Source organism: Oleomonas cavernae (assembly GCF_003590945.1).
Taxonomy (GTDB): Bacteria; Pseudomonadota; Alphaproteobacteria; order Zavarziniales; family Zavarziniaceae; genus Zavarzinia; species Zavarzinia cavernae.
On record NZ_QYUK01000011.1, the window covers coordinates 3,796,876 to 3,814,830 of the forward strand.

Consider the following 17,955-nt stretch of genomic DNA (forward strand, 5'->3'; position numbering starts at 1 on the left):
AGGTTGCCATCGAATCGGAAAAACTCCGGCCCAGAACCGCGCATCCCGACGGGTTCTGGGCCGGCTGACATGGTGTGCCTTAGGGGAAGATCACCAATGTCAGTCGCGTCGGCTGAAGATACGCCAAGCCATGTAGAGGGTGGCCCCCATGCTGGCCACGCCGAAGGCATAGGCCGGCGCCAGCGCGATGAAACTCGCGATGCTGCCCGGGCCGAAAACATTGCTGCCGAAGGTCAGGCCGCGATTGTCCGAGAAATTGGCGAAGAAGTAGAAAATCGTGTTGGCCCAGCCGGCCCCCACCATGATCACCGCGAGCCAGTTCTGCAGCTTCCGGCCGAACCCCAGATGCGGCAGGATAAGCGCGACGGTAATGACCATCAGGGCATTCATCGGCGTGCCGCGGTGCGCCTTGGCCCAGCCCTCGGCCGTGCCGGGAATGTCGAAGGCCGTAACCGTGCCGGGGATGAACTCGAAGCCACCCATCAGCTTCATCCACAGGCCGAGGCCGGCGACCAGGCTCATGAACAGGATCAGCACGCCATGAGCGATCATGACGGACTGCAGGCGCGTGAAGGTGCCGCTGCGGGCGGGAGCCGCGCTCTGCGTTTCCACTTTTGCGGCTTCGAAAATTTCAGCTTGTGCCATTCTGCTTCCTCCGATTGTGCGGCGACCGCTTGGCGATGCCGTCGTTCTTGCGATCAGCTATCCGCCCCGGGACTGAAATACTGGCTCGAATAGAACAGCAGGGGCTTGCCGCTCACGAAATCGCAATTCATAACCTGCGCCACGAACAAGGTATGGTCATGGACCTGGATGCGGCTGGTTACCTCGCACTCGAACCAGGCGAGGCAATCGCGCAAGGTCGGCACCCGGTGGCGAAACACGAAAGCGGGGGATTCCTCACCGCGGGAGCCGGCGAAATAGGCTGAATGCTGCTGCTGCGCATGGGTGAGAACACTGACCCCGAACCAACCACCGGTGCTGATCAGCCGGTGCATGCGCCCCGCCTTCAAGGAGACCAGGATAGACGGCGGCGACAGGCTGATCGAGGTGAAACTGTTTACGGTCATGCCGTGCGGCGAGTCACCGTTGTCATCACTGCACGTAACAACAGCAATTCCGGTGGCAAAACAGGAGACCGTCTTTCGGAAGTGGACCGGGTCCACCCCGTCCATCGCTGGCGTTGCCTCGGGCACTGACATCACGCACCTCCATCGAGACCGAAATGCAGCATGGTGGCGCCGGCGGGCGAATAGTTCGGCACGTCCCGGGCGACTTTCTTCCCGGCTTCGGACTTGAGCGCCAGGAACATCGCCGCCGCACTGTCGAAGACCCCTTCCCAGATCAGGAAGACACTGTCGCCGGGCGACAGCATCTCCGGCCGGTAGTAGTGGTTCGAACGCAAGCCCGGCAGATCGAGCGCCAACGGCAGGTGACGCTCGACGTAGTAGGTCATGAACGCGGCCGCATCCGCCGGCTTGGGATAGAGGACCAGCAGCTTATGCATTTGCGCGGACCAGTTGAGGCTGGCTGCCCCGCAACGGCGCAGCGCCGTTCTGGGCACACCAGGCGCGCATCCGCTCCGGGCTGGCAAAGCAATCCCACTGGCGTTCGGGATAGTTGAAGTTGTCGGTGAACCTGTCGGCGAGCGGACGCTTCTGGCTCACCTCGCCGATATACTCGAGCAGCGAGGGCGTGCCCGCCTGCAGGTTCTGCATCATGTAGTTGGTCCAGCGGGTGGCGCCCAGGACGCGATCCTGGCGCCGAAGGTCGACATGCTCGATGAAGCGATCGTCGAACACCTCGTGCTTGACGATTTCTTCGCCCAGGATGAACGCTGCATAGGAAGCCATGTTGGCCCCCTGGCCAAGCACCGGATCGACGACGGCATGCACGTCGCCCAGGGCGACGACCAGCTTTCCGTCGTCGAGGCGCACATGGCTGTTGCGCACGGTCGGGGTTACACCGCCTTGCAGGATGTCGAGCGGGCCGTTGGCGAGATCGAATTCCTTCTCGTCGATGCGTTCGGCGCAGGTCGGATAGTGCTTGCGAAGCTTCTCGAGCAACTGGTCCAGAAAGGCGCGAGGGTTCTCGTCGTACTTGATCTTGGACAGAACCTCGAGATCGCCGCCGAAATGATTCTCGATGACGAGCGCGTTGACCAGGCCGCCGAAGGACCAGGTCGGGATCTCGATCATCTCGCCGGCACCGGGCGAGAAATACATTGTGACGGCCCGGGTGGGCGTCGGCCCGATGCCCTTGAAGAGGCCGACGCAGAGCGCGCGCTGGGGCTGACCGAAGGGGGAATGCGCCGGCTGATGCTTGAACATCTGACCGAACGGGCCCTTGCCGGTGCAAACCACCAGCACATCGAATTTCTGGGCCAGCGTCGCCACGTCGTCGTGCCGGATCTCGGTGACCCGCAGATCACCGCCGCGATTGACGAAATCCTCCATCAGCTTGGGCTGGTAGATGCGATAGTCGACCGCGCGCGAGGGCTCTTCGAGATCACCATAGAACGTCAGCGGTTGCGGGCCGCCGATATAGTAATAGTGCCCGAAATAGCCGTATTCGTTCGAGGGCCAATGATCGACGCCAAGCTCGACTTCGCGTCGCACCGTCACGCTGTGATGAGCGACGGTGTTGAGCAGCCTCATGCCTTTGTATTCGTCGATCTGGCGGTCGGTAAAGATTGTCGCCTCGACACCATGCTTCTGCAGATACAGTGCAAGATGGAGGCCGGCGGTCCCGGCACCAACGATTCCGACCTTTTTTGTCATTTGCTTCCTCCCGACGGAGCTGGTTGTGACAATTAGTTTGCCGAATGGCTATTCAATCCGGAACAGTCGATATAGATTAAAATATATTCTTGATCGGAATGAGTGCCATGAACGAGATCCAGGTCCTCACCGCCTTTGTCCGCGCCCTGGAAGTGGGCAGCTTCTCGGCCGTCGGCCGGGAAATCGGCATCTCTCAGTCAACCGTGAGCAAGCAAATCGCCATGCTCGAGGCCAGCCTCGGGGTGCAGTTGTTCGCCAGGACGACGCGGCGCCTGAATCCTACCCCCGAAGCCCTGCAGCTTCACGAACATGTGCGTCAGCTTCTCGATGCCCTTGAAACCATCAAGTCCAACAGCCGCACCCGTGAAGCGGCCCCCCAAGGCATGCTGCGCCTCACGGCCCCGACCAGCTTCGGGCGCGAGCGCATCATCCCGCTGCTCCCGGAATTCCTTGGTCAATACCCGCGCATCACGGTCGATGTCGTGCTCACCGACCGGGTTGTCGACCTGATTGAAGAGGGTTTCGAGCTGGCCATTCGCGCCGGCAATTTGCCGTCCAGCAGCATGATCGCCCGGTCGCTGGGCCTGATCGAGCGGATCGTCGTCGGCACGCCGGCGTATTTCTCCAAGCACGGCACACCCGAGACCCCCGCCGAGTTGGTCAGCCACAATGCCCTGATCTATACCGCGACGGCGACGCCAACCCGGTGGGAATTTGAATCCGAGCATGGCCGGCAGGTCGTCGAGGTGGATGGCACCATTCGCAGCAACGACCTTGATTCACTCTACGACCTGGTATTGACCGGTGCCGGAATTGCCGCCGTTCCCGACTGGCTCGCGGCGGCCGACATCGCTGCCGGCCGCCTGCGGTCCGTTTTGGCGGACTACTACCTGATCCCGCTGTCGGTCAACATCGTCTACTCACAGACACGCTTCCTCACGCACCGTGCGCGCTGCTTCATCGACTTCACGACGCAGGCCCTGAAACGCAGCCGTTCGTCTATCGCCTGATCGCCGGCCTAGAGAGCGACAGTAACGGTCTTGGTTTCCGTGTAGGCGTCCAGCGCCGCCTGGCCGTTCTCCCGCCCGGTGCCGCTGAACTTCACGCCACCCCACGGCAACCGCGCATCGATGGCCGCCCAGCAGTTCACCCAGACCGCCCCGGCGCGCAGCCTGGCGGCCATCCGGTGCGAACGGCCGACGTCGCTCGTCCATACCGCCGCCGCCAATCCGTAATTGGAGTCGTTGGCCAGGCGGACGGCATCGTCCTCGTCCTCGAAGCCGATCACCACGCCGACCGGGCCAAAGATTTCCTCCTGCGCGATACGCATCCCGTTGTTGCCGCGGAACACCGTGGGCCGAACGAAATAGCCGCGGCTGTCGTCCGACTTGCCGCCGGCGAGCAGTTCGGCCTGATCCTGGGCGGCGACGTCAAAATAGCTGGTGACGCGATCGAACTGGGCCTTGCTGGCAAGCGACCCCATCTGGGTATCGCCGTCCAGCGGATCGCCGAGCTTGATCGAGGTAGCGATCGCAGCGAGCTGCTCGGCGATTTGGTCGACGATCGAGTTGTGCGCAAGTATACGGGTTCCGGCCGCGCAGACTTCACCTTGGTTGAAGAACAGCCCCATCGCGATCCCGCGGACGGCAGCGGTCAGGTCCGCATCGGGAAAGACGATCTGCGGGGTCTTCCCGCCCAGTTCCAGGGATACCCGCTTGAAGGTATCGGCGGCACTGCGGGCGATGGCCCGGCCGGCATCGGGGCCGCCGGTGAAGGTGATCTTCGACACGCCGGGATGGCGCACCAGCGCGGCGCCCACCGTCTCGCCCGTACCGGTCACGACATTCAACACGCCCCCGGAAAGCCGGCTTCAATTGCCAGGGACGCCAGATAGAGCGCGGAAAGCGGCGTTTCCTCGGCCGGCTTCAGGACGATCGTGCAGCCGGCCGCCAGGGCCGGCGCGATCTTCCACAGCGTAATCATGAAGGGGGTATTCCAGGGCACGATCGCTCCCACCACGCCGACCGGCTCGCGCACGGTGTAGGAATGGGTCGGCTGGCCGAAGTAGCCGCCGGTGGGAATGCAGGCACCGGCGATCTTGTCTGCCCAGCCGGCAAAATAGCGCAAGGTATCCACGGCGTTGGGCAGGTCGAGAATCTGGGTCTCGGTAAACGGGCGGCCGATGCTGATGGCATCCATCTTCCCGATCAGGGCCGCATCCCGCTCCACCAGGTCGGCGAGCTTCTGCATGAGCTTGCCCCGGGCTGCACCCGACAGGCGCGACCACTCCCCGCCCTCCAGTTGCCTTCTCGCCGCGGCAACCGCGGCTTCCACATCGGCGTCGCTCGAGTCGGGAACCGACGCAAACGCGCTTTTGCGCGCAGGATTGATCACGGAGAGACGACGGTTCGCCGTTCCGCCGACCCATTTCCCGTCGATGAAATTGTCGAACGTCCCGTCATTGCCCGCGAGGCGAGCGATGTCTTGCTGAAAAGCCTCGTACTTGCTGACGACGTCGCTGATCATTTTCGTCCCTTCCCTGTTTGCACCGACCCGCGGGGCCATGCGCTCAGCGTTTCCCGGGGTGTAATTTTTGGCATTCCGCGCCTGATGAAGCCGAAACACTGGTTCACCGGTAAATCCATCGCAGGCTATTTATGACCGTCCGATCGGTCAAAGTATTTACGTGCTCGATTCAATACAGCCGCGACTGACTGTTATTCCATCGCCACTCGCTTTAACTTGACCGATCGTTCGGTTAATAAATATGAGTGCGAAAGATGGGATTGGACGCTCTGGCCCCTCGTCGGGTCGATGAAACCGTGGACCGCTTGCCGCATTCGTTGCAGGCTGACGGATAGGAAGCGCTCCTCCATCTCGTGCACGGATTACGGTCGAACGACCAGAAGCGCACACCATTGGGCAGAGACAAGGGGAGGAATAAAATGTCGGAGGCACTAGCGCGTCGAGCCGATGGCGGCGGCTTGCACGCGATCGAAACCGCCAGCAGAGACGAAATCGCTGCATTGCAGCTCAAGCGTATGAAATGGTCGCTGGCGCACGCCTACAGCAATGTCCCGCATTACAAAACCGCCTTCGATCAGAAGGGGGTCCATCCCGACGATCTCAAGTCGCTCGACGATCTGTCGAAGTTCCCCTTCGCGACCAAGGAGAACTATCGCCAGAATTATCCCTTCGGCCTGTTCGCTGTTCCCCGCTCGGAAATCGTCAGGGTCCATGCCTCCAGCGGGACCACCGGCAAGCCCACCGTCGTCGGCTATACGGCGAACGATATCTCGCTGTGGGCCGACTGCGTTGCCCGCTCCGTCTATGCCGCCGGCGGGCGCAAAGGCGACATCGTTCACATCGCCTATGGCTACGGCCTGTTTACCGGCGGCATGGGTGCCCACTACGGCGCCGAACGGCTGGGCTGCACCGTGATCCCGATGTCGGGCGGCCAGACCGAGAAGCAGATACAACTCATCTCGGACTTCCAGCCCAGCATCATCATGGTTACACCCAGCTACATGCTCGCCCTCCTCGAGGAAATGGAGCGGCGCGGCATCGACCCCCGGGAGACCAGCCTGAGGATCGGGATCTTCGGGGCGGAACCGTGGACCGAGGAAATGCGGACCCAGCTCGAAGAACGAGCCGGCATTGATGCGGTCGACATCTACGGCCTGTCGGAAATCATCGGGCCGGGCGTGGGCAATGAATGCGTCGAGACCAAGGACGGGATCCACATCTGGGAGGATCACTTCTATCCCGAGATCATCGATCCGGTTACCGGTGAAGTGCTGCCCGACGGCGAGTTCGGCGAACTTGTGCTGACGTCGCTGACCAAGGAAGGCATGCCGACCATCCGCTATCGGACCAAGGATCTCACCCGCCTGATGCCGGGCACCGCACGGTCGATGCGCCGCATCCAGAAGATCACCGGCCGCTGTGACGACATGATGATCATCAGGGGCGTCAACGTCTTCCCGTCCCAGATCGAAGAATTGATCCTGATGCAGCCGCAACTGGCGCCGCACTACCAGATCGTCCTGACGAAGAAGGGCCCCCTGGACGAGATGACCGTCCTGATCGAGGGGCGTGACAATGCCGGCGGCGATGTCAGCGGTGCCATTACCGCCCTGCGCCACGCCATCAAGACGCACGTCGGCGTCTCGGTTGACGTCAAGCTGATGCCCTGCGGCGAAATCGAGCGCTCGGTGGGTAAAGCCAAGCGGGTCATCGACAATCGCCAGCTCAGCCAAGCCACGCGCTGAAGTCTCGACGGACCGCGATCTGATTTCACCAGTCGGTTTGAGGAGAAACGGCCGCTACCCCAGGGCAGCGGCCGTTTCTTTTGCGCAGGAAAAGCCTGCCCGCCCTGCCCTAGGCAAAAAAAGGGAGACAACCGCGCGGGGGTGCGCTGGTTGTCTCCTAGTTATCCCGGGGAGGGCCCAGGAGAGGCGGAAGAGACCGGTGAGGCCGCAGCCTCGCCGACTGCTGACGTTACTTACTTGTAGTCGCGCAACTGATCGATATCGAACAGGCTGGGCGTGGGATTGGTCTCGAGACCGGCCCAGCGCGAGTCCATCTCGAGCCAGGTGACCCGCTTGGAGATCACATTCCAGATCGGTACCTGACGCCAGGCGGCCTGGCCGTTCTGCGGCACCCAGTCGCGCGAGTCATACCAGACACGCATCAAGTTACCGCGGGCGTCAAAGAACTCGTTGGCCGCGGGATACATGAACTCCTTGTCGAGATAGATGCGCCGCTTGCTGTAGATGTACTTGCCGGTCTTGTCGGTGATCTCCAGGATCCAGACCGGCCGCAGCTCGAGTTCCACCGTGTCGACGGCGCAACTGCCGCTGCGCTTGGCCGCCTCGTAGAAGTGCCCGACATGGGGCATGCCCAGGGTCCAGCCCTCGCCGACGATCTTGTAGTCGAACTTGTTCAGATCGGTCTTCACCCAGTAGGCACGCCAGTCATCCCAGATCAGCTCCAGCCCGGCAGCAAGCGGATCCTGGCCGTCGGTGGCGGAGAGAATGCGCGTACGCTTCAAGGTCGGCACGAAGACCTTGAAATCGTCTTCCTTGTTGGCCGCGGCGAAACGCTTGCGCACACCCGACAGACCGCGCACGTCACGCGGATCGGTGAAGTATACGGCACCGCCTTCCACGACCCCATCCATGCCGCCGATGTCGCCGGTCGGCGTGATGTCCTGGCGGCCGTGCATCTTCTGCCACCACAGCTCGGCCTTGTACTGCCGCTCGAGGCTGCCCGAGCTGTTGCACACATCCATGGTGATCGGGTTGAAGTTCAGGTTGTCGTTCGAGATGCCGTGGGCGACGAAAGACCAGGTCGCCTCCAGCCCGTTCTTCGGGTTGACGAAGGGCAGCGCGCCCTGGGTCGACAGGGCGTACTTCCCGTCAGGCGTAAGCAGGTTGCCGTCCGCGGTCGCACTGAAGGTTACGCCGGCCTTGACCGCGGCCTCGGTCTGTTCGAGCGTGCCCTTGGTCATGTAATACGAGGTCGTCGGGACGATGATCGCCTGCTTCCAGCCGAACCAGCTCTGATCCTTGAACCGGTCCGCCAGCGCGCCGACCATATAGTCCTTCAGCCAGGGCATGGAATCGATGTTGCCGGCATTGATCACCAGGCCGGGCTTGAGTTCCGGCGGCAGCTTGGCGCTGGCCAGCAGGCCGGGCGCGTCGAAGCCCCGCAATGCGGCCCAGCGCTTGGCGACGGCGAGCGCTTCCGGCGAGCCGATGGCGTCCACCCATTTGGAGCGATCGACATCGGTATGCTCGGCCGCAAATTTCTTCCACGCGGCGACACCGTCTGCAGGGTCGGCCTTGGCGGCGATCGAGCCGGCCATGGCCAGACCGATGACGGCGAGACCGGTCGTCACATGCTTGAGTTTCATTGCTTTGTCCTCCCTTGGACTTCTTTAGAACTGATAGGTAAGCGAAAGCTCGACGGCATCGGCGTTGTCGTAGAGTCCGAACAACCCCTGTTCTGTTTTTCCTTCGTAATGAATCCACTCGAGGCGCGGCCGGATGCTGTCGCCGAAGTAATTGAAGTCGACACGCTGACGGTAGGCGAAGCCTTCATTCTGGAAGTCGTAGGCCGCCAGTCCCTCCAGGTAGAGGCGGCCGTCATCCAGGCCCTTCCACCACAGGAAGGTGGCGTAGGTCTGGACCGGATGGACCTTCGACCCGAACGCCGCATAAGGCGACTGGAACATCAGATCCTTCGATTCGTCGGTGATGATGTTGAAGAGCTGGAAGCTCGTGAAGATGGAACTCTCCTGGTTCTCCCAGAAGGGCAGCCACAGGAAGTAGTCGAAGCCGACCATGACCGAGATCTGATCGCGGAAGGTGACACTCTCGTCCACGCTCGAGATCAACGCCGGCGAGCCATGGGCGTCCTGGCCGTTGCTGGTGGTCACGCGGTAGCGATTGAACGGCTTGTCGAATTCATAGGATGCCTCCATGCGGAACACGGGGGCGACGTCCTTCGGCCCGAAGGCAAGCTCGACCATGTCCCGCGTGAAGGTCGCACCGAGCAGCTTTTTCCTGTAGCGGTAGTCCAGATCGAAATTGGTCGTGACCGAGCAAAGCGGCCCGATAATGCCGAGCGAACAACCATAGGGATTGACCGGTGCCGGCAGCAAGGCGCCCAGAGGGCCGCTATTGAGGAACTGGACCGCCCGAAGGGCAGACAGGTAGCCGATGCCCCGCGCGTGCACCAGGTCTTCGAGCAGCGGCTGGCTGAGCGGCACCTGAAGCGCCTTCGTTCCGGGAAGGATGCCCTCGTTGGGGTCGTTGTTCGGGCTCCCGACGTAGAGCACCGAATCGCGCATCTTGATGATCGGCAGTTCCTGCCAGCCGTAATAGGCGTTGAGCGTCCCCTCGCCATGCAGTGCCTGGAACTTGAAGCGAGCAGCGACCGTCGCATCGGTCACGCTGAATTCGCGGGGCGTGACATCGTGCAGGTTGGCCGCGAAGAACGGGATGCCCTGGCCGGATTCGGGATCGATCAAGTAGGGGAACGGGAAACCGTAGAGGCCGCCCGAGGTGGTGTCCGTCGGCGTCGGGTTGTTGATGATGAACTCATCCTTGTGGTGCTCGGGCATAAAGACCAACTCAAGGCCGGGCTTGGTCAGGCCGATCCATTCGAACGGCTTGCCGATGCCCATTTCATCGAAGTTCAAATCGACGGTGGCCATCCAGCTTGGAATACGGATCTCGTCGGAGTCGCCCAGCACCCCCTTCATCCGAAGGTCCTGGGCGTGCAGCACGTCGAGCAGGCGAATGCCGTCCGACTGGCCCCAGCCGCGGACGAACTTGCCGACCTTGAACGCGAAGCGATTGTTGTCGTCCGTGATCTTTACTGCAAACTCGCGGATCATCTCGTCTTCGAAATCGTCGAGATAACGGTTCTGGTGATCGACGGTATTGCCGAACTGGTCCTGCGAGCCCCGCGCCCCGCCGCGGCGATTGATGTGATAACCGAACTGGTCACGGAAGCCGGGCGAATTGTAATCCTGAATGCCGCCCGCCAGGAGATCGCCGCCGGCGCTGTCGAACCAGTCGCCGCGCAGCCAGAAGTTACCGGTAAAGGCGACGTTCTTGCTGGGTTTCCAGCTGGTGTCGACCTCGGCGATATAGTTCATCTGGGCGATCTTGAACATGTCTTGCGTGATGTCGGCATAGCCGAACGAGATGCCCTGCTTGACGCGCCCGCCAACCGTGAAGTTGTCCAGATCGTAAGCGAAGGCACCAAGCGTGGCCCCGATTGCACCGCCAATGATGGTCGTTGCCAGAAATACCTTCCTGATGGTCATGGTTCGCCCCCTTAGAATTTGTCTATTTGCTTGTTGCTGACCAGGGTTACTCCGCGGCCCGGCGCATCAACTGCACAGGCTCCTCGGGCTCGACCACTTGCCGGCGGATCACCAGTGATTTCGGCTTGAACAGAAGCACCATGCAGGGAACGAAAATCAGGGCGCCCAGCATGTTGAAGAACAGGACAACCGCGTGAAGCACGCCCATCTCGGCCTGGAACCGCAGTGCCGAGAAGAATGCCCACGGCATGACCGGGGCGATCATCGTGATGGCCGTAATCATCACGGCGTTGCCCGATGTTTTCAGGGCATGGTCGACCGCCACCTCATAGCTGTGACCTTCGACGAGCGACTCCCGTACCCGGTGCAGGATGTAGATCCCATAGTCCGCCGCCAGGCCGACGCCCAGAGCGGCCAGCGGCAGCGTGTTGATGTTGAGGCCGATGCCCATGAGGTACATGAAGCTGTCGGTCAGGAAGGTCGAGGTGAGCAGCGCGAAGGTCAGCACACCCGTCACCCAGATCGACCGGAAGGCCAGGAAGACGCTGAGCATGATCAGCACCACGATGGCGACCAGCACCGCATCCTTGGTGTCTTCGATCTCGCTGTTGATTGCCTCGGCGATGCCCACCTGGCCACCCGCCACGCGCAGCGTTGCACCGCTGGGGAGAGGTGCCATGTCGGCGATGAATTTCCGCGCCAGCGTGGTGACGGACTTCACCGTCTGGCCGGTCTTGTCGTCGAGCGGGATGGCGATATTGCCGATTTCCCACTTCTCGTTGGTATAGGCCTTGAAGTCGCCGGGTTCGCCCTTGGAGCTGAACAGGTAGACGTTGAAGGCCACCTCATCGGTCGTCTGCGGGATCACCGCATAGGAAGGATCGCCTTCGTACAGCACCTGGTTCACGACCTCGACGACAGGCACCAGGCTCTGAGCGTGGCGCGCCTTGGGCTCGTTCTCCCAGATGTACCGGCTGAGGTTCTCTGCCGCGCGATAGACTTCCGGCTGGTTCATCGTGTCCTCGGGACCATCGATGTACACTAGGAGGATGTCGGTCCCCACGGCCGAGAAGCGCTCGTTGATCAGGCCGTTGTCCTGGTTGTAGCGTGCGTCGGGCCAGAGGATCGGGCTGCCGACCGCGTCGCCGATGACCACGAATTGCGAACCATAGATGCCGCCCGCGAGACACAAGACCGTGATGCCGACGATGACACGGGGGTAGCGGTCGAATTTCGCCAGCCGCCACACGCCCTCGACCCAGCTCGTTCGCGCCCGGAACCGCTTCGGCCGCGGCATGAGGCACAGCAGCGATGCCGTGAAGACCAAGGCGGGCGCAATGGCGAGCAGCCAGGCGCCGCAGATGACGCCCAGGGCCTGGAGGCTGGGCACGCCGATCATGACCAGGACGAAGAAGCCGCCGGCCGCCGCCACGATCGCGGTCAGGCTGGGCACGAAGACCTGGGCAAGCCCGCCTTCGACTGCTTCGCGCATCGACACGCCGGGGTTCAGGCGTTCGAAAACCCGAGACATGAACTGCACGCAGTGCGACAGCACGATCGCGAACACGAAGACCGGCAGAATGATCAGCAGCGGGTCGAGATTGAACCCCACCAGTGCCATCACCCCGGTGCCCCAGAGGGTGCCGATCGCGGCGGTCAGCATGGGGATCAGCACGCCGACCCAGGAGCGGAAGTAGAGGTACAGAATGATGCCGGAGAATATCAGCGAAATGCCGATCAGCAGGATGGTAGCGCCGAGGTCGTTGTCGATCGTGCCCAGCAGGACGGGTCGCCCGACCATGTGTAGCTTGATGCCGTTGCCAGCCTCTTTTTGCCCCAGGGCCTCGACGAAATTGACCAGGGCCGCGTAATCGGTGTCGTCCTTGAAGTCGGCAATGATCATGCCGGCCCTCTCGTCGTCCGATACCAGCAGGCCGCGGTACTGGGCCTTCACCGCCGCTTCGAAGTTCGCCCAATCCGTGGGCGAACGGGGCAGATCGGGCCAGGCAATGGCATTGATGTCGATCCGGCCGGCCGAGCCCACGATCGCCTTGGTCTTGCGCAGGGTCAGCGCCTGCACCAGATGGCGCTGCACGGACGGGTGGAAGTAGATCTCGTCGGCCACCCGCTTGTAGGCGGTCATGAATTTTTCGTTGTAGATGGTGCCTTCGGTATTCTCGACCATGATCAAGGTCGTGTTGGCACCGCCGAACTGCGCCCCGAATTTGGCCATCAGTTCCACGTTGGGATGATGAATTGGCAGCATCGCCTCGAGCACGACCTTCAGCGACAGGCTCGAAAACGACATGTAGCCGAGGAAGGCGGTCAGCAGGAAGAAGCAGGACGCGATCAACGATGCGCGCCGACCCACGATTGAGGAAATTTTGTTGGCAATCATTGGGTCACCCGATCGCTCGCGGTCGTGGTTTGGGCCGTAACCGGCCCGGTGGCTGCAGGGTTGAAGGTCCCGTTTGCGCGGTCTGCAACCAGAATTGCACCGCCCTGCCCGACCGCGATGGCCCGGCCGCTCGCGCCGATGGCGACCCCGCCAATCCAGGCGTAAGTCAGTGCAAAGGCTTCCGTGACTTTCGCCGGCAGGAACTGACCATTGCGGAGGGTCAGCAGCAAACCATTGCCGCCGATCAGCCCCTCCGTGCCATCCCGCGAAAGGGCGACCGAGAGGAGATGCTGGGTGGTCCCCAAGGGGACCAAGGTAGCCGACCAGCCGTCCGCTTCTGAATTGGCCAGTCGCACCAGCGTGCCATTGAGGCCGACGGCGTAGCCCGTGTTGCCGGCGACGGCGACGCCGAGAAATGTCGGAAACTGTCCGGCGGAGATCACGGACCAGGTGGTTCCGCCATCATGGGTTTCGGCGATGACGCCAAATTCGCCCACGGTCAGCGCATGGGCCGCGTCGATGGCGGCCACGCCGCTGAGGCGAGGCTTGTCACGGCCGGTATAGTTGGCGAGTTCCTGCCGCGACCAGGTGGCACCGCCGTCGCCGGTCTTCAGGATCACACCATCATGGCCGACCGCCCACCCGACCTGAGGCGTGGCGAAGGCGATGTCCCTGAGATAGAGGCCCGGCTCGTCATGCACGGTACGCCAACCGCGGGCATCGGCATCCGCCTCGAGGATCTTGCCGACATGGCTGACCGCAAAGACATGGTGATCCGATGTGGTCGCCACGCGGCGGAGCATATCTTCGGTACCGCTCGGCTCGGCGGCCCAGGTGGCTCCGCCGTCGACCGAGAGGCGGACTGCCCCGTGATAGCCGGTTGCGATTGCCGTCGATTGATCCAGCAGCACGACACCAAAGAGCGGATCGGGATATAGCCTGGCCGGCGCTGCCCCATCGGCAATGGCAGTGCGAGAGGAAGCATGGGTGACCAGGATCGCGCAGGCCAAGGCCGTGGCCATGAGGAGACGTTTCGTCAGGGCGACACCGAAACCGGCGGCGCCTCGTTCGTCCTTCCTCCGGGCGGCCACGGAAAGGCCTGTATCGCCCAATATCGGCTGCCGCAGCAGATCACGTTGCATTCCTGTGCGTCCCCACCAGATGCGGCGTCATGCACCGCTCATTTATTGAACCGAACGCTCGGTTAATTCATAATTGGGTGGCAGGCGGGACCTGCCGGTACTCGAACCGGCAGTACAGCGATCGCCTCGAAAATGAGGAAAAGCCTCTGCATGCCGCAACGGCAGTTTGTCGACCGATCGTTCAATCCGAAAGTATGAGAAATGAAAAAAGACATATGCTTTTTGGGAATGAATGACCCGGCGCGTGGAAAATCGCGATCGCGCAGGCGGTGCGATCGCCCTCTGGGGCTACAGCAACACTTTTTGATTGCACTCTATCTTCGAAACAATTTAGCGGCAGAAATGAAGGAATGAAAAGAAATGGCAAGGCCAAGGTCGGATGACTATGACGAAAAGCGCCAAAATATCATTGACGAATCATCGAAATTGTTTGCGACGGTCGGATTTGGAACGGCCTCCATTTCGATGATTGCCAGCAAATGCGGGATCAGCAAAGCGCTCATCTACCATTATTATAAAGATAAGACGCAAATATTATTTGACATGCTCAAGAGCCATGTCGATGAATTAAATCATCTTATTTCCGAAGCGCTGGAGAAAGAATTAAATCCAGAAGAAAAATTGAAATTCGTAACGTCACTTCTCATGGAAATTTACATGAGAACACGAGACAGACACATAGTATTGATGAACGAAATCCATTCCCTTGCGCCAGACGAACAAGAGTACCTGAAGAAATCTCAGAGCGAGGTGATTCATGGTTTCTCCGAGCTCATAGCCGACCTGCACGGGAGCAAATACCTCAAATCCGCGGGAACCAAGACGGCAGTCGGCATGATGCTGCTGGGCAGCCTGAACTGGACCTACACTTGGTTCCGGGAGGGCGGCGCCATTTCCGCCGAGCAATATGCCGAGGTGCTGAGCGAGATCTTCCTGAGCGGCATCCAGAGCAAGAAGCTGGCGCAGCTCACGCGAAATGGCTCGAAGGCGAGTGGTACTAAGACAAGTAGATAAGCCGCTAAACGCTTATCGACTGCCTCTTTCAGATGGAAAGCGGAGCGCGCCGGCGACTTACCTAGCGAATATCGAGCGGACTTAGCCCGATGTCAGCGCCCGCAGGAACGGCCATTGGCTCGCACCGACCCCTATGCGGAAGCCGGTTGTGAGTTCTCGATAGCCATCAGATTGGCCAATCGCCGCTGAATGGGATTGGCGTGAGGCGGAAGCCGGGAGCAGTCGACGCTCTCCACCCGGCTGGTCATTGTCACGTTCCTGACACGCGCGTCTTCTCGATGTCACGTAAGATATTGAAATTACTATAATATCTATCCCTCGCCCGCTGCCCTCCGAAGGCAGAGGCCGAAGGTTCGAATCCTTTCGGATCCGCCACTACCAGCCGATGCCGAACCTCTCTTTGACTTCTGGCAGCCGTGCCCACGGCTCACCCGGCAGGCGGTCCACGAGCATGGTGAAGACGCGTCGGAACGAGTCAGCGGCGGAGGCTTGCGTCATCCGTTCGGCTGCTTCAGGTGGAAGGAGCGGCTTCATGTCGGTCAGGAACCGTGGATTGGCCAGTTTCGCGAGCATGCGCTCCTGCGCCTGTGCGCGGGTTATCGTCTGACCCGATAGGTCGAGATAGCGGCCGAACAATACGGCGATGCGATCGGTGTCCAGATTCTCGAACGTCTCCAGCGCATGGGCGAGATCATAGAGGTCACGCCCCTTGTCGCGCTGCAAGAGCGCCCGCAACTTCGTCGCCAGCATCTCTTCGCGGGAAAAGGTCGGGATCGCAGCTTCCCCGGTGAACCACGGATTCTCGACGCGCAGCAGCATGGCTTGCGGCGGATCGTAAGCCTCGATCTCGCGGGTATTGATCTCGACCTTGAGCCGGATGGGGACGCCGCTGCTGTCTTCGGCCTCCACGCGGAATCGGAATTTGGGCGCGACCGGGCTCTGGTCGAACTGCGCCCGGCCGAGCCACGGCTCCAGAACTGCCCGCAGGCGGTCGAGTATCGGCCCGATGGGACCGGCCGACGTGCGAACGAGGTCGATGTCTTCCGAGTATCGCAGCGGCACGGGAAAATGCAGCTTGTTGAGGGCAGTGCCGCCGCGAAAGCGCAGCGCGTCGCGGAGGGCTTCGTCCGTGAAGATGTCGATGAGCGCGCGGCAGATAGTGAGGTCCTGCTCGACCTGCCGCAGGTCGGCCCACGGGACGACGTTGCCCCAGGCGACGATATTCTGCGCCGGGATCATTCATCGATCTCCGGCGCGCGGTGCACGATCACGCGCCAGCGTTCGTCGCGCTCCTGCTGCTCCGGTGCGAAATCCGGGGCCTGAGTCTCGCGCCGGTCGAGCGCCGTCCATGCCGCGCCGCCGCGAACGAGCAGTGCGGCACGCATCGGCTCTGCGCGGTCCCCGTGCCCGAGGCGGTCCAACAAATGGCCGAGCCGCTGCACCACCGGCCGTTCCACGGCGCCTGAAATCGCTGCGAGCTGCGCGGGATCGATCTTTTCGGCAAGGTCCGTGAGAACCGTCGCGACATTGTCGATCCCGCCCGCCGCCTGCGGGTAACGCAGGAGGTCGAGCGCCGTGAGCGCGGGCGACGATATCTTCATTGTGCCCGTATCCGTCTTCCGGTCTTCGACGCCCGCCGTCACGGCGGCCATGTCCTTGCGGTAATAGAAGATGATCAGATTGCGGCCAGCCCTGATTTTCGGCAGGCGCTTGGCGGCGACGACCTGGAACTCCATCACGGCCTGGTGGGTGGCGCCGTGAAGCTCTGCCGCCTTGAGCAACCCTACGTAGTAGGGCTGCTGTTCGTGGCGCATCAGGGCGTCAATATACCATGGCGGCGGCGGCGCGCCCCATGATGCGAACTGCGGGGGCACGGCGACGTAGAAGCCCTGCCGAGGGCTGAGCAGCACTTTCCGGTGCTGGAGGCGTTCGGCGGCGTCCAGGAACGCGCCCCGGCCGACGCCGAGCACCTGCTCAGCCTCTTTGCTCGTAAAGACGACCCGGCCGGCGGACAGCAGGCCGGCGATATGCGCAGACAGGGCGGAACGCTGATCATAAACCATGTTTCATTATCCGCTTTTAACGCGGAATTTTCAACATGATTCTAGATTAAAACACAATCCATGCTGTGAAAGCCGCTCTATCCGCGGAAATCCAAACACGATTCACAGACTCCGACGGCGGAGGTCGAAGTTCGAATCCTTTCGGATCCGCCAAACCTGACTCATCGGAACCATCGGGAAATCGACCCTTGCCGGGTCGACCGTGGTGATCCGTTCCGCGCGGCCCGCCCCCGCGATCGGCGTCAGGGCTTCGAGAAGGCCTGACGGGCAATCAACACGAAGGCGATGATCGAGACGATCACGAAGATCAGGGCCGGCGCCAGGCCGACGGCGGCAGCCCAGCCGCCCTCGCCGAAGCGATTGGGGCCGAAGGTCAGCGCGCGATTGGCACTGACCAGGGCCGCCCAATAGAACAGGGTGTTGGCCCATCCCGTCCCCACCAGCATCCACGACAGGCGGCCGGCCATCCGGTCCGGCACCTTCAGCACCGGCAGCAGGAGGGCGACGACGATGATCAGGATGGCGTTCAGCATGCCGCCGACATGGGCCCTGACCCAGCCGGCCGTCTCGCCGAACAGGGCCACAGGAACGATGCTGCCCGGCACCAGTTCCACGCCCCCCAGCAGGCTGATCAGGAGGCCGACGCCGGCCAGGAAGCCGACCAGCATGATCAGGGCCGCGTGGCCGATCATCTTGCGCTGAATATCGTTCATCGCTC

Annotated in this window: 16 protein-coding genes; 3 read left to right on the forward strand and 13 right to left on the reverse strand. The window is 61.8% G+C overall.

Annotated elements, in window-relative coordinates; genetic code table 11:
* Positions 1-99: 99 nt before the first annotated feature.
* From styC (D3874_RS22230) to styA, 4 genes are read right to left on the reverse strand one after another with little or no spacing between them, the layout of a single operon-like run.
* Positions 100-645, reverse strand: coding sequence for a styrene-oxide isomerase StyC (gene styC / locus D3874_RS22230; RefSeq protein ID WP_199699209.1), 546 nt, complete (start codon positions 643-645; stop codon positions 100-102).
* Between the two features lie 53 nt (positions 646-698).
* Positions 699-1,202, reverse strand: a complete 504-nt coding sequence (gene styB, locus D3874_RS22235) for a styrene monooxygenase NADH-dependent flavin reductase subunit StyB (RefSeq protein WP_119781070.1) — start codon at positions 1,200-1,202, stop codon at positions 699-701.
* Positions 1,202-1,507, reverse strand: coding sequence for an EthD family reductase (locus D3874_RS22240; RefSeq protein WP_119781073.1), 306 nt, complete (start codon positions 1,505-1,507; stop codon positions 1,202-1,204). The genes styB and D3874_RS22240 overlap by 1 nt, the downstream gene beginning before the upstream one ends.
* Positions 1,500-2,780 carry a styrene monooxygenase subunit StyA gene (gene styA, locus D3874_RS22245; RefSeq protein WP_119781076.1) on the reverse strand — a complete coding sequence of 427 codons (1,281 nt, stop codon included), beginning with the start codon at positions 2,778-2,780 and terminating at the stop codon, positions 1,500-1,502. The genes D3874_RS22240 and styA overlap by 8 nt, the downstream gene beginning before the upstream one ends.
* Positions 2,781-2,887: 107 nt before the next feature.
* On the opposite strand from styA, the gene D3874_RS22250 reads away from it, so the two are divergent.
* On the forward strand, positions 2,888-3,790 hold the full coding sequence (locus D3874_RS22250; protein WP_158596165.1) for a LysR family transcriptional regulator: 903 nt from the start codon (positions 2,888-2,890) through the stop codon (positions 3,788-3,790).
* A gap of 8 nt (positions 3,791-3,798) precedes the next feature.
* Here the strand turns inward: D3874_RS22250 and D3874_RS31355 are convergent, their stop codons facing one another.
* On the reverse strand, positions 3,799-4,599 hold the full coding sequence (locus D3874_RS31355) for an aldehyde dehydrogenase family protein (protein WP_199699210.1): 801 nt from the start codon (positions 4,597-4,599) through the stop codon (positions 3,799-3,801).
* Positions 4,600-4,625: 26 nt separating this feature from the next.
* On the reverse strand, positions 4,626-5,306 hold the full coding sequence (locus tag D3874_RS31360; RefSeq protein ID WP_199699211.1) for an aldehyde dehydrogenase family protein: 681 nt from the start codon (positions 5,304-5,306) through the stop codon (positions 4,626-4,628).
* Positions 5,307-5,725: 419 nt separating this feature from the next.
* On the opposite strand from D3874_RS31360, the gene paaK reads away from it, so the two are divergent.
* A complete protein-coding gene (gene paaK / locus D3874_RS22260) occupies positions 5,726-7,051 on the forward strand; it encodes a phenylacetate--CoA ligase PaaK (RefSeq protein ID WP_119781081.1) in 1,326 nt (441 codons plus the stop codon).
* Between the two features lie 233 nt (positions 7,052-7,284).
* On the opposite strand, the gene D3874_RS22265 is transcribed toward paaK, so the two are convergent.
* From D3874_RS22265 to D3874_RS22280, 4 genes are read right to left on the reverse strand one after another with little or no spacing between them, the layout of a single operon-like run.
* Positions 7,285-8,697, reverse strand: coding sequence for a DUF1329 domain-containing protein (locus D3874_RS22265; RefSeq protein WP_119781084.1), 1,413 nt, complete (start codon positions 8,695-8,697; stop codon positions 7,285-7,287).
* Positions 8,698-8,721: 24 nt separating this feature from the next.
* Positions 8,722-10,620 (reverse strand): hypothetical protein, encoded by a 1,899-nt coding sequence (locus tag D3874_RS22270; RefSeq protein WP_119781087.1) that lies wholly within the window; start codon positions 10,618-10,620, stop codon positions 8,722-8,724.
* A 46-nt stretch (positions 10,621-10,666) separates the two neighbouring features.
* Positions 10,667-12,973, reverse strand: coding sequence for an efflux RND transporter permease subunit (locus D3874_RS22275; protein WP_158596166.1), 2,307 nt, complete (start codon positions 12,971-12,973; stop codon positions 10,667-10,669).
* A gap of 41 nt (positions 12,974-13,014) precedes the next feature.
* Positions 13,015-14,160: a WD40/YVTN/BNR-like repeat-containing protein gene (locus D3874_RS22280; RefSeq protein WP_119781093.1), complete on the reverse strand. Its 1,146-nt coding sequence runs from the start codon at positions 14,158-14,160 to the stop codon at positions 13,015-13,017.
* 360 nt (positions 14,161-14,520) lie between these two features.
* Here D3874_RS22280 and D3874_RS22285 point away from each other — a divergent pair, with 360 nt between their 5' ends.
* Positions 14,521-15,174, forward strand: a complete 654-nt coding sequence (locus D3874_RS22285; RefSeq protein WP_119781096.1) for a TetR/AcrR family transcriptional regulator — start codon at positions 14,521-14,523, stop codon at positions 15,172-15,174.
* A 375-nt stretch (positions 15,175-15,549) separates the two neighbouring features.
* On the opposite strand, the gene D3874_RS22290 is transcribed toward D3874_RS22285, so the two are convergent.
* From D3874_RS22290 to styC (D3874_RS22300), 3 genes are all read right to left on the reverse strand, one after another.
* Entirely contained in the window at positions 15,550-16,413 is an 864-nt protein-coding gene (locus D3874_RS22290; RefSeq protein WP_119781099.1) for a nucleotidyl transferase AbiEii/AbiGii toxin family protein, read from the reverse strand.
* Positions 16,410-17,237 (reverse strand): type IV toxin-antitoxin system AbiEi family antitoxin domain-containing protein, encoded by an 828-nt coding sequence (locus tag D3874_RS22295; protein ID WP_119781102.1) that lies wholly within the window; start codon positions 17,235-17,237, stop codon positions 16,410-16,412. Before D3874_RS22295 ends, D3874_RS22290 begins: the two co-directional genes overlap by 4 nt.
* A gap of 242 nt (positions 17,238-17,479) precedes the next feature.
* On the reverse strand, positions 17,480-17,950 hold the full coding sequence (gene styC / locus D3874_RS22300; protein WP_119781105.1) for a styrene-oxide isomerase StyC: 471 nt from the start codon (positions 17,948-17,950) through the stop codon (positions 17,480-17,482).
* Positions 17,951-17,955 lie beyond the last annotated feature (5 nt).